This is a genomic window from Novacetimonas maltaceti, assembly GCF_002906255.1.
GTDB lineage: Bacteria > Pseudomonadota > Alphaproteobacteria > Acetobacterales > Acetobacteraceae > Novacetimonas > Novacetimonas maltaceti.
The window spans coordinates 1-11,963 of sequence record NZ_POTC01000068.1 but is presented as its reverse complement, the minus strand read 5'-3'; the positions used below and the strand labels follow the sequence as shown (position 1 = coordinate 11,963).

Annotated in this window: 15 protein-coding genes and 1 pseudogene; 11 read left to right on the top strand and 5 right to left on the bottom strand. The window is 66.6% G+C overall.

Annotation, left to right across the window (positions count from 1 at the left end; translation table 11 throughout):
• The 11 genes and pseudogenes from KMAL_RS17700 to amaB form a co-directional block, all read left to right on the top strand.
• Positions 1–176: pseudogene (locus tag KMAL_RS17700) on the top strand (5,6-dimethylbenzimidazole synthase); the annotation flags it as partial.
• Positions 161–604: a hypothetical protein gene (locus KMAL_RS14865; protein WP_110096335.1), complete on the top strand. Its 444-nt coding sequence runs from the start codon at positions 161–163 to the stop codon at positions 602–604. The pseudogene KMAL_RS17700 and the gene KMAL_RS14865, both read left to right, overlap by 16 nt.
• Positions 605–715: 111 nt before the next feature.
• The gene (locus tag KMAL_RS14860) at positions 716–1,183 is read left to right on the top strand and encodes a hypothetical protein (protein WP_146044234.1); all 468 of its coding nucleotides are present in this window, start codon (positions 716–718) and stop codon (positions 1,181–1,183) included.
• A gap of 115 nt (positions 1,184–1,298) precedes the next feature.
• Positions 1,299–1,472: a GFA family protein gene (locus KMAL_RS14855; RefSeq protein ID WP_239020166.1), complete on the top strand. Its 174-nt coding sequence runs from the start codon at positions 1,299–1,301 to the stop codon at positions 1,470–1,472.
• 120 nt (positions 1,473–1,592) lie between these two features.
• Entirely contained in the window at positions 1,593–2,546 is a 954-nt protein-coding gene (locus KMAL_RS14850; RefSeq protein ID WP_180999848.1) for a ribokinase, read from the top strand.
• A gap of 173 nt (positions 2,547–2,719) precedes the next feature.
• On the top strand, positions 2,720–2,920 hold the full coding sequence (locus KMAL_RS16995; protein ID WP_146044233.1) for a hypothetical protein: 201 nt from the start codon (positions 2,720–2,722) through the stop codon (positions 2,918–2,920).
• A gap of 186 nt (positions 2,921–3,106) precedes the next feature.
• On the top strand, positions 3,107–3,712 hold the full coding sequence (locus KMAL_RS14845; protein ID WP_110096333.1) for a TetR/AcrR family transcriptional regulator: 606 nt from the start codon (positions 3,107–3,109) through the stop codon (positions 3,710–3,712).
• 5 nt (positions 3,713–3,717) lie between these two features.
• On the top strand, positions 3,718–4,056 hold the full coding sequence (locus KMAL_RS14840; RefSeq protein ID WP_110096337.1) for a carboxymuconolactone decarboxylase family protein: 339 nt from the start codon (positions 3,718–3,720) through the stop codon (positions 4,054–4,056).
• Positions 4,057–4,194: 138 nt separating this feature from the next.
• Positions 4,195–5,103 (top strand): DMT family transporter, encoded by a 909-nt coding sequence (locus KMAL_RS14835; RefSeq protein ID WP_110096332.1) that lies wholly within the window; start codon positions 4,195–4,197, stop codon positions 5,101–5,103.
• A 130-nt stretch (positions 5,104–5,233) separates the two neighbouring features.
• Positions 5,234–6,520, top strand: coding sequence for an NAD(P)/FAD-dependent oxidoreductase (locus KMAL_RS14830; protein WP_110096331.1), 1,287 nt, complete (start codon positions 5,234–5,236; stop codon positions 6,518–6,520).
• A gap of 46 nt (positions 6,521–6,566) precedes the next feature.
• Complete coding sequence (gene amaB / locus KMAL_RS14825; RefSeq protein WP_110096330.1) at positions 6,567–8,081, top strand: L-piperidine-6-carboxylate dehydrogenase; 1,515 nt, start codon at positions 6,567–6,569, stop codon at positions 8,079–8,081.
• A 262-nt stretch (positions 8,082–8,343) separates the two neighbouring features.
• Here amaB and KMAL_RS14820 read toward each other — a convergent pair whose 3' ends face one another.
• The 5 genes from KMAL_RS14820 to KMAL_RS14805 all read right to left on the bottom strand — a co-directional run.
• The gene (locus KMAL_RS14820; RefSeq protein WP_110096329.1) at positions 8,344–9,237 is read right to left on the bottom strand and encodes a LysR family transcriptional regulator; all 894 of its coding nucleotides are present in this window, start codon (positions 9,235–9,237) and stop codon (positions 8,344–8,346) included.
• Between the two features lie 112 nt (positions 9,238–9,349).
• Positions 9,350–9,808 (bottom strand): hypothetical protein, encoded by a 459-nt coding sequence (locus tag KMAL_RS14815; protein WP_239020165.1) that lies wholly within the window; start codon positions 9,806–9,808, stop codon positions 9,350–9,352.
• Positions 9,809–9,997: 189 nt separating this feature from the next.
• Positions 9,998–10,432: a CHRD domain-containing protein gene (locus KMAL_RS14810; protein ID WP_110096328.1), complete on the bottom strand. Its 435-nt coding sequence runs from the start codon at positions 10,430–10,432 to the stop codon at positions 9,998–10,000.
• Between the two features lie 153 nt (positions 10,433–10,585).
• Positions 10,586–10,723: a hypothetical protein gene (locus tag KMAL_RS17350; RefSeq protein ID WP_167400078.1), complete on the bottom strand. Its 138-nt coding sequence runs from the start codon at positions 10,721–10,723 to the stop codon at positions 10,586–10,588.
• Positions 10,724–11,114: 391 nt separating this feature from the next.
• Positions 11,115–11,963, bottom strand: an 849-nt coding sequence (locus KMAL_RS14805) for an SDR family oxidoreductase (RefSeq protein WP_110096327.1), incomplete at its 5' end; no start/stop codon positions are given.

Below are 11,963 nucleotides of genomic sequence, written 5' to 3'. Positions count from 1 at the left end.
GGGTCTCCATCATCGACCCCGCGCGCGTCACCGCCATGCTCGACATTGATCCGCGATGGGAACTCGTGGCCTACCTGTGCGTGGGCTATCCGCAGGACCCCTCCGACACGCCAGAACTGCAGCGCCGGGGCTGGGAACAGCGCAACCCCGCGCGCCAGCAGTGGATCGCACGCTGACGCCGCGCCGCCATGCCGGGCGGGCCGGGACCATGCTGGCCATGGCGCTGCTGGGCTGCATCGCCACGGGGGATGGCGCCCGCGCGCAGGCATGGGGCAATCCGGGATGGCCCGGCGCGCTGTCCACGCCCATGGCGGGCATCATGCACCAGCAGGCCGCCAGCAGCGCGCAGGCATGGCAGGGCACGATGGACCACATGCGCGCCGCCCACGACAGCGCCCGCGCGGCATGGTCCGCCGAGGCCCGCGCGGGCGTGGCCGCACGGCAGGCGATGGACCGGCCCACCCCCGGCCGCGACGCCCCCGACAATACGGACCGGCCGGCCGCCATGCCGGGCACCCCCGGCGATGATCCCTATGCCCGCGACTGGTCGCGTTTCGAGCGCGAGGAGGCCCGCCTGCGCCAGCAGATGCGCCACACGCCCTGACCTGCGCGCAACATGCGCGAGGCCATCGCATCTGCGCCGAAGGTATGATAGGGTTGCATCAACATTTCCGGCCCCGTGCGCCGGTCCTGCCCCAATGTGGAGAATGCCTGCGTGTCGGCTGCCGTTCCGTCCTGCCACCCGTCTGCGGTGCCGCCGCCCGAACGGCCCGACACCACCGCGGTGTATGAGCATCGTCCCGCCCTTGCGGCGCTGCGGCGCAGCGGGGCGATCATGGATGCGCACGCGCTGGCCGCCGATTTCTGGGCCATTGACTATGCCATCGGCTTCATGGGCCACAACGACCCGCAGATGGAGCGCGACCCAAGGCGCCGTCCCGCGCATGAAGGCCCGTCGCACAGCAGGCTGGGCGCGATCGAGCGTTACAAATACATCCGCACCGCCATCGGCACGCGGTGCGAGCGGCTGCTGGTGCTGCTGATGGTGGAGGGGCGGACCATGCCCGCCATTGCCGAGCATTTCGGCACGGAACAGACGCATGTCGCGGGCGCGCTGGCGCTGCTGCTGGACATGCTGGTGGACCATTACGACGAAATGCCCGGCCCCCTGTGGAAAGGTTAGGGGCCGTTTGCCCCCATCCAGAAGTTTCTGGTGAAGCCTTTTCCAGAAGGCCTTGAAAGGCGGCACCCAAAAAAACCTTGATTCTTCCATCGACCTCCTCGCAGGACACATGTTCATGGACATCATCAGCGGAAGCTGCCTGCGTGGCGACGTGACCCATGACATCACTGCCGCGCCGCTGGATTTCGTGCCGTGCCATTGCGCGCGGTGCCGCAAGACGACCGGTTCGTCCTTTGCCGCCAACCTGATCGTCGCGGCGGGCCCGCGCTGCACACCGATCCGGGCCTGACGCCACGCCACCAGATCTTCACCCGGTCCAGGGCGCGCTGGTGCATCGACGTGGGGAACATTCCCGCCACGTCATGACGCGCGCGTTCCCCTTTCCCCCGATCACAGCAGGAGGCCCGTCATGATCCCGCTCCCCACCGGCCATATCGCCGTCATCGGCAGCATCAATGTCGATTTCGTCTGTCACGTGTCGCGTTTCCCCCATCCGGGGGAGACGCTGCATGTCCGTACCGCCACGACCGGACTGGGCGGCAAGGGCGCGAACCAGGCGGTTGCCCTCGCACGCCTGGGGGCGCCCGTCGAACTGGCGGGGCAGATGGGCGACGACGCGCTGGCGCAGGTCGCGCGCGCCGCGATGACCGACGCGGGCGTGGGACTGCGCTTCGTGCAGACCGGGGGCGGCGACGGGACGGGACGCGCCTTCATCACCATCAATGACGCGGGGGAAAACCAGATCCTGGTCCATGGCGGGGCGAACATGGCGCTGCGCCCCGATGATGTCCCCGCGCTGGCGCGTGCGCTCGACGGCGCGCGCGTGGTGATGATGCAGATGGAAATCCCGCCGGATATCGTCGTGCGCCTGTGTGACCAGGCGCGCACGCAGGACATGACCATCATCATCGACCCCGCCCCCGTCCCGCCCGATGGCCTGCCCGACGCGCTGTTCACGCTGGCCACCGTCCTGACCCCGAACGAGACCGAAACGCAGGCCCTGACCGGCATCCTGCCCACCGACGCCGCCACCGCCCGCACCGCCGCCGCCGTCCTGCACCAACGCGGGGTGGAGTGCGCCATCATCAAGATGGGCGCGCGTGGCGTCTTTCATTCCCGCCGCGACGGGACGGACGGGTTCATTCCCCCCTTTGCCGTGACGGCGGTGGACAGCGTGGCGGCGGGCGACTGTTTCGGCGCGGGCCTTGCACGCATGCTGGCCTCCGGCGCGCCGCTGGGACAGGCCGTGCGCTATGCCGCCGCCTGCGGCGCGCTGGCGACAACACGCCCCGGCGCGGCGCAGGCCGCCCCCACGGCAGGGGAAGTCGAGGCGCTGCTCGACAGTCAGGGGCACTGCCCCTGAACCCCGCCAAAGGGTATTCCCCCCTGAAAACCGCAGCTTCAGCAGGTTTCGTGCATATGTATGGAAGCATGTATTAAAAAACGCGGGGTAGGCATGGGGTTTCAGCATTATTATTTATTGCGCATCTGCATTATGAGTCCTGGATACTCAATGATTCATGGAACACATGCACAATGGCCACAGAATTAGTAAGAGATTCCAGCAACAGGGTTATTGGATATATCGACGACCTGGGCGACCGCGTGTTCGCAAAGGGACAGAATGGCATCGTTCTTGGAAATTACGACAAGATCCTGGACCGGACGCTGGATGCAAGTTCCAATATCGTTGGGAATGGCAACCTTCTTTCCGTGCTCATTTATAATCAACGCTAAATTGCATGGGGCGCCACGGCCCTTCAGGGGCTTCGCCCCCGAACCCCCACCAAAGGGCATTGCCCTTTGGAAACCATGACTTCCAAACGGATCAGGGCGCAGGGATCGTGATCCCTGCCAGGTCCGGGGCAAGGACCACGGGAAAGTGAGTTCCCCTCCCTACCTTCGGGTCGGTAGGCTGCCTGCATGGAGCACGGTACGCGCCGCATCCTGATGCACCGGGCCGAGGAACTGATCCGCACACGCGGTTACGCGGCCTTCAGCTTTGCGGATCTGGCGCGGACGGCCGGCATCCGCAAGGCGAGTGTCCACCATCATTTCCCCACCAAGGAAGCTTTGGGATGCGCGGTTATCGAGGACTACCTGCACCGTTTCACCGCCGCGCTGTCGACGGTGAAGCGCGCGCATCCCGACGCCCCGGCCCGACTGCGCGCCTTTGCCGGTTTCTTCACCAGCAGCGCCGGTGCTGGCATGCTGCCGCTGTGCGCGGCCCTTGCGGCGCAGCGCGACAGCCTGCCACCCGCGATGCAGCGCCACACGGCGGCGTTTTTCCGCCTGCACCTCGACTGGCTTGGCGCTGTGATGGCGGACGGGATCGCGGCGGGCACGCTGCGCGGCGACCTGCCCGCGCCCGTGCTGGCGCGCCGGTTCGTCTCGCTGCAGGAAGGGGCCAGCCTGCTGGCGTGGGGCCTTGGGGACGGCATGGCGGACATGGCCTGCGACGACGTGCTTCACGATTTCCTGCCTGACAGGACGCAGGCGGGACCACCCGATCACCACAGGAAGACATGACCATGATGATGGACTGGAACACCTATCGCGACCAGCTTTCCAAGGGATTCGGCAAGGTCGCCACCCTGTCGCCCGGCACGGTCGAGGCCGTTGTCGCGGCGGGCGAGGCCGGGGCGAAGACCGGGCACCTGGATGCGAAGACGCGCGAACTGATCGCCCTTGCGGTGGCTGCGACGACGCGATGCGATGGCTGCATCACCGTCCATTCGGCCGAGGCGGTGAAGGCCGGCGCCACGCGGGAGGAAATTGCCGAGGCGCTGGGCGTGGCCGTGGCGATGAACGCGGGCGCGGCCCTTGTCTATTCCGCGCGGGTGCTGGATGCGGTGGATGCGCTGAAAAAGTAAGCCCGGACAACGGATGAAAGTTTCCGGGTGCCGCCTTTTTCCAAAAAGGCGGCGTCTTTCGAAGCTTTTTGAAAAAAGCTTCACCAAGAACTTTTATTCGGTTGCCTGCCGCCATGCGCGGGCATATCCCATGTCGCCATGACCACACGCCCTGCCCATCCCCGACTGGTTGCCCTGTGGGCCGCCGTGGCGCTGCTGTCATGGGGCAGCGCCTATCCCATCGTCCGCGTCGTGATGCACGATATCGGCCCCGTGCCGCTGGCGGCGCTGCGCTATGCGCTGGCGGCCGTGCTGTCGGCAGGGTGGCTGCTGTATGAACGCGCGCCCCTGCCGCGCGTGCGCGACATCCCGCGCTTCCTTGCCTGCGGGGGGATCGGCATCAGCCTGTACAACGTGCTGTTCAACACCGGGGAAATCAGTGTCTCCGCCGGGGCGTCGAGCCTGCTGATCAGTTCCTCCCCCCTGATGGCCGCCATCATCGCCGTGGCGGTGATGGGCGAACGGCTGACGGCATGGGGCTGGGCCGGATCGCTCATCAGCTTCGCCGGCGTCGTCACCATCGCGGGGGGCGAACCGGGGGGCCTGTCATTCGGGTCGGGCACGACGCTCATCCTTGGCGCGGCGCTGTGCAGCGCGCTTTACACCACGTTGCAGAAACGCCTGATCCCGACCTATGGCGCGATGGCGACCACGGCCTATGTGCTGATCGTCGGCGGCCTCGTGCTGCTGCCATGGCTGCCGCAGGCGCTGGCGACGCTGCCGCGCATGTCCACGCCCAACATGCTTGGCGTGGTGCAGCTTGCGGTGCTGCCCGCCTTTGTCGGCTATGCGGCGTGGACGTGGGTGGTGGGGCAGATGGGCGTCGCGCGTGCGGCGGGCCTGCTGTACCTGCTGCCGCCGGTCACGCTGCTGGAATCCTTCGCGCTGGTGCATGAAGTGCCCGAACCGCGCACCCTGCTGGGCGGCTTGGTGGTGATGCTGGGCGTGTTCCTCGCCAACACGCTGGGCCGCGCCCCGGTGGAGCGGATGCCCCCCGGCGGGGAGTGACGCCACGCGCAGGTCATTCCGGATCGGAATGACTCCAGTTCCGAATATTGTTTTGCACCGGGGATGATCGAAAATACCCTCCTCACGACATATCCCCCCTTTCGCAGGGGAACGTGACAGGAAAAGGTGCATGCACAACGATCCGCGCAGCCATGGTCTTTGGGAAGTAACCGCCCCGCCCGCGCCGCCCACCACGGCGCTGCGGGGGCATGTGGATGTCGATGTCGCCATCATCGGCAGCGGCTATACCGGGATGTCGGCGGGGCTGCACCTTGCGCAGCAGTCGCGCAGCGTCGCGATCCTGGAGGCCAAGGAGATCGGCTTTGGCGGGTCGGGGCGCAATGTCGGGCTGGTGAATGCGGGCCTGTGGGTCATGCCCGAAGACCTGCTGACGACGCTGGGGGCGACGATGGGCCGCCGCGTGCTGGACCTGCTGGGCAATGGCCCGCGCGAGGTATTCGACCTGATCGCGAAGCACGACATCGCGTGCGAGGCCGAACCCACCGGCACGCTGCATTGCGCGGTGGGGCGGTCGGGGCTGGACAACCTGCGCGAACGCGAACGCCAGTGGCAGGCGCTGGGCGCGCCGGTGCGCCTGATGGACGCGGGCGAGGCCGCGCGCCATATCGGCAGCACGGCCTATGCCGGGGCGCTGCTGGATGAACGCGCGGGCACGATCCAGCCGCTGGCCTATGCCCGCGGACTGGCGCGCGCGGCGATGGATGCGGGCGTGCAGATCCATACCGGCACCTGTGTCACGGGCGCGCAGCAGGCGGGCGAGTGGTGGCACCTGCGCACCAGCGGCGGCGGGTCGGTGCGCGCGCGCTGGGTGATCGTGGCGACCAATGCCTATACCACCAACATGTGGCCCGAACTGCGCGCCGAACTGGTGCACCTGCCCTATTTCAACCTTGCCACCCGTCCCCTGCCGCCGCGCCTGCTGGAGACGATCCTGCCCAAAAAGCAGGGGGCATGGGATACAAAGGAAATCCTGACATCCTTCCGGCTGGACCAGGCCGGGCGGATGATCATCGGCAGCGTCGGCGCGCTGGACCGCGCGGGACGGCACATCCACCATGCGTGGGGGCGCCGGGCGCTGGCGCGGATCTATCCGCAGCTGAAGGACGAACCCTTTGAAACCGAATGGTACGGCAGCATCGGCATGACCACCGACGCGGTTCCCCGTTTCCACCAGCTTGCCCCTCATGTAGTGTCCATCAGCGGCTATAACGGGCGCGGGATCTCCCCGGGCACGGTGTTTGGCCGGGTGCTGGCGGAACTGGTGTGCGGCACGATCGGCATTGCCGACATGCCGCTGCCGCTGGGCCCGGTGGAGCCGGTGCGCACCCGCCCCGTGCGGGAGGCCTTCTATAACGTGGGCTCCGCCATTGCCCACGCCGGCACGGCACGGCTGTAACGCGGCCCCGCCCAATCGCCCACAGGACTGAAGAACAGGAAGACATATGACCATCGTATCCGACGTACATGCCCTTCTGGAAAAGCTGGGCGTCGCGCGTGATGCCTATACCGGCGGCGACCTGGTCGTGCGCACCCCCATCACGGGGGAGGAAATCGCGCGCGTTCCCACCATTTCCGCCGATGCCGTTGACGGCGTGATCGCCCGCGCGGCCGACGCCTTTGTCGCATGGCGCAGGGTGCCCGCGCCGCGCCGTGGCGAACTGGTGCGCATCCTTGGCAACGTCCTGCGTGACAACAAGGAGGCGCTGGGCCGCCTGGTGTCGTTCGAGGCGGGCAAGGTCCTGTCCGAAGGGCTGGGCGAAGTGCAGGAAATGATCGACATCTGCGACTTCGCCGTTGGCCTGTCGCGCCAGCTCTATGGCCTGACGATCCAGTCCGAACGCCCCGAACACCGCCTGATCGAGCAGTGGCATCCCGCGGGCGTCGTCGGCATCATCTCCGCCTTCAACTTCCCCGTGGCCGTGTGGTCGTGGAACGCGGCGCTGGCGCTGGTGTGCGGCGACCCGTGCATCTGGAAGCCGTCGGAAAAGACCCCGCTGACCGCCCTTGCCACCCACGCCCTGTTTGACGAGGCCGTGCGCCAGTTCGGCGCAGACGCGCCGGCTGGCCTGTCCGCGCTGATCATCGGCGATGGCGCGATCGGGCAGAAGCTGGTCGATGACAAACGCGTGCCGGTCATTTCCGCCACCGGGTCCACCCGCATGGGCCGGATCGTGGGCGAACGCGTGGCGCGCCGCTTTGGCCGCTCCATCCTTGAACTTGGCGGCAACAACGCCTCCATCGTCACGCCGTCGGCGGATCTGGACCTGACGCTGCGCGCGGTGGCGTTCGGCGCGATGGGCACGGCGGGACAGCGCTGCACCACGCTGCGTCGCCTGATCGTGCATGAAAGCGTGTATGACGCGCTGGTGGGCAAGCTGAAGCAGGTGTACGCCAACATCTCCGTCGGTTGCCCCGTCAGCAGCGACGCGCTGGTCGGCCCGCTGATTGACGAGGCCGCGTTCACCGCGATGCAGGACAGCCTGAAGGCCGCGAAGGCCGCCGGTGGAGCCGTTCATGGTGGCGAGCGCGTGGACGTCAACGGCGCCGGGTCGTTCTATGTCCGTCCCGCGCTGGTGGAAATGCCCGCGCAGACTGGCCCGGTGGTGGAGGAAACCTTCGCCCCGATCCTGTATGTGCTGAAATATACCGACCTGGATCAGGCCATCGCGCTGCAGAACGACGTGCCGCAGGGCCTGTCTTCCTCCATCTTCGGCACCAACCTGCTGGAAGTGGAGCAGTTCCTGTCCGCCGCCGGGTCCGACTGCGGTATCGCCAACGTCAATATCGGTCCCTCCGGCGCGGAAATCGGCGGGGCGTTCGGTGGGGAAAAGGAAACCGGCGGTGGCCGCGAATCCGGCTCCGACGCATGGCGCGGCTATATGCGCCGCCAGACGAACACCATCAATTACGGCCGCACCCTGCCGCTGGCGCAGGGCGTGAAATTCGACGTCGGCTGATACACTACGCAGGGGCGCTGCCCCTGCACCCCGCCAAAGGGTATTACCCTTTGGAAACCAGAACTTTTCAACGAATCAGGGTGCAGGGAGCACGCTCCCTGCCGGGTCCGGGCAGAGCCCGGGTGTGGCGTGCTGCGTTACCTCAGGGGCATTGCCCCCGAACCCCCACCAAAGGGCATTGCCCTTTGGAAACCAGGACTTTTAAACGAATCAGGGTGCAGGGAGCGCGCTCCCTGCCGGGTCCGGGCAGAGCCCGGGTGTTTCACACGCTGACAACACTACGGATCCATGCACGAAACGCCACCAGCGGCGCGTAACGTGCGCGGTTGACGGGCCAGACGAGGTAGTAGGCTTCCTCCGCCATATGTGGCGCGGGCGGGGCGACTTCGTGCAGGTCGCCGCGGGCCAGTTCTTCGGCAATCAGGAAACGCGGCAGCAGCGCCAGTCCCGCCCCCGCACGCGCCGCCTGCGTGATGGTCGCGAACTGGTCGCACAGCATCCCGTGGATCTGGCACGCATCGACATGGTGGGCATGAAACCAGCGTTCCCACGCATCGGGCCGTGACACCAGATGCAGCAGCGGCGCGCGCAGAAGGTCCGCCGGGGTATGGAAACGAAACCGCGCCGCCATGTCGGGACTGCACACCGGCACGACCTGTTCGTGCATCAGGAAGTCCATCTCCGTCCCCGGCCAGTCTGGCAGGCCGTAATGGATGGCGGCGTCCAGCGTCTCTGCCGCGAATTCGAACGGGGTGGGACGGGTGAACAGGTTGATGGTGATATCGGGATGCAGCGCGCCAAACGCAGGCACGCGCGGGGCCATCCACCGCGCGCCAAAGGTGGGCAGCACCGCAAGGTTGAAGGTGCCCCCGCTGGGGCTGGCGCGAAAGCCAAGGGTCGCGGTGGAGATATGTTTCAGCGCCTCGCGGATTTCACGGGCATAGGTCTCCCCCGCCATCGTCAGGCGCACGGTCTGGCGTTCGCGGATGAACAGCTCCGCGCCCAACTGCCCCTCCAGCGCGCGGATATGGCGGCTGATCGCACTTTGCGTCAGGTGCAGTTCGGTCGCCGCCGTGGTGAAGTTCTGGTGCCGGGCCGCGGCCTCGAACGAACAGAGGAGGGAAATCGAGGGAAGAAAACGTCGAGCCAGCGCCACGTCGCCATCACCATGTTACAGCAGGGGATATCCGGCGCGGATGATATGGCATCGCCGCATGTCCGTCACGCACGGCAGGCGCAGGCAGGCGCGCGGACATGCCATGGCAGGCTTACGGCCTGAGCTTGATGGTCAGCCGCTCCACCGAGAAGGCCAGCCGCGCGCCAGAGGTATGCGACGTGAACTTGATGCGCACGCCATTGTTGTTTTCCATGACCGCGCCCCCGGTGCCCGCGCCTATCGTGGCCTCCCCCTGGACGGACCAGTACGTCCCCTCCAGGTCCTGCGCGCGATAGAGGTTGAAGACCGTGCCCTGCGCACGCATCTTTGAAAAGCCGATGGCGGCACCGGACCCGCCACGGATCCCGAAATTGTAATCATGCCCCTGGAAGGTCAGCACCCCCTTGCCCCAGGACATGCCCGCGCCCAGGTCGGCGGCGGAGATCGTGAAGGTGATGGCCCCCGTGCGTTCACCAAGCGCATCGGCGGCATATGCGGCATGCAGGGGCGCGACGGCAAACACAGGCAGGGCGACAGCAGCCGAAAGGGCGGCGACATATGCAAGACGCAACGTAAACTCCTTCTTCACACGATGTCGCCCAACCGTTTCAGTCGATGGGCCACCGGGGCGGAAACAGGCACGCAAAACGAGTCATCCGGCCTGAGGCATGCGGATTTGAAATATCATACATGTAATTAAGGAAACGCGAAGCGGATTATGCCCCCTACCGCCCGCGCGCGCCCTACATGCACGCGACCGTCACCGCGACTGGGCGGAAAGCTGGGCGCGGGCCTCCCCGTTGGGATAGGCGTCGGTGTGCAGGTTGACATAGACCTGCCCCGCCATCAGGGCGCGCGCCTGTTCGGACGACAGCAGCACCGCCCCGCGCAGCGGCGACACATACGGCCCGCCCACCGGGGCCAGCACGTCGGCCTCCTGCCCCGCGCCTGCCGGGCCGTGGAAATGGATGGCCGTGACCTTGCCGCTCAGCCCCGTCCATTTCATCGTATAGGTGACAAGGTTCGTGCTGGGGTTCAGCCATGCCGTCACCCCGCCACCCGGCGTGGTGGTCGCACCATGTTCGGTGGCGAACTGCCCCGTGACATGCACGCTGCGGGCCTGCGCCGGGGCGATGGCGGCCATGGCGACAGCACAGCCAAGGCCCAGCATGGGCAGGATGGAGGGACGGGACATCTGGCGTTTCCTCTGTCATGGGCGCATTCGCACCCGCATGTTGCGCACGCGCCCCGTCACCGGGACGCCGCGTGACGGGCATGCGTCATCAGATGCAAAAAACACGCCCCGCGCAACCTCAAAACATGCGCCCGCGAACCGTCCCGCCGCCCGTCAGATGTCCAGCGGCCGCCCGCGTTCCAGCGCCGCAAGTTCACGCGTCATCCAGCCCCGCCATGCAGGGACGCGGCACAGGCCGAGTCCCGCCGCCGTGCCCATCATCAGCACCATCGTCACCGCGTACATGTTCATCGCCATATCCCACCATCAAGGGTCGATGCCGTGACTGTGGCGGGCGGCTGTGATCAAAAGATGGCTGGAATGTTACTTTTGTGTAGCGGCACGGGCGCGGCCCTTACCACGGGTGCGAATTGGCGACGTCATTGCCCGTCTGCATCGCCATGTCGAGCACCATGTAGCAGAAGAACGCCGCCAGCAGCATCGCACAGATCATGAAGACATAACGCATGCCCCCTGTTTGCCAGCCCGCGCGGCAAAGGAAAAGCCCCCTTGGCGACAGGGTCCGGGAAATAGTCAACCTGACAGGTCATAAAGGTTTCCGGGTGCCGAATTTCTTCAAAAATGCGGCGTTCTTCGAAGCTTTTTTGAAAAAAGCTTCACCAAAAACTTTTATCCGTTTTCCTCAGCCCACGCCGGTCCCGCCTGATGCGGCATAGACCTGCCCGGTGATGTAGCTCGCCTCCGCCGAGGCAAGGAGCACATAGACCGGCGCCAGTTCGGCGGGCTGTCCCGCGCGTCCCATGGGGGTTTCGGCCCCGAACTGGTGGATATGGTCCTGCGTCTGCCCGCCGCTGACCTGCAATGCGGTCCAGAACGGGCCGGGGGCGACGGCGTTGACGCGGATTCCCCTGGGCACCATCTGCTTGGCCAACGATTTGACCAGTGCGACGATCGCCCCCTTCGTCGCGGAATAATCCAGCAGGATTTCCGACGGGCTGAAGGCATTGACCGACGCGGTGGCGATGATCGAACCGCCCGGCGGCATCAGCGGCACCGCCGCACGTGCCAGGAAGAACAGGGCATAGATGTTGGTGCGGAACGTCTCGTCAAACTGTTCGGTGGTGATATCGACGATCGACGCCTGGTGCACCTGCCGCCCCGCGTTGCTGACAAGGATGTCGAGGCCGCCAAGTTCCGCATGCGCCTTCGCCACGAGGTCCTTGCAATACTGTTCGTCACGCAGGTCTCCGGGGATGGCGACGGCCTTGCGCCCGGCGGCGCGGATCAGGTCGATGACCTCCTTCGCATCCGGCTCCTCCTGCGGCAGGTAGGCGATGGCGACATCCGCCCCCTCCCGCGCATAGGCAATGGCCGCCGCCCGCCCGATGCCCGAATCGCCCCCGGTAATCAGCGCCCTGCGCCCCGCAAGCCGCCCCGACCCGCGATAGGATTTTTCCCCATGGTCGGGACGCGGGTCCATCTTCCCCGCAAGACCGGGCCACGGCTGCGACTGGCGCGGGAAGGGCGGGCG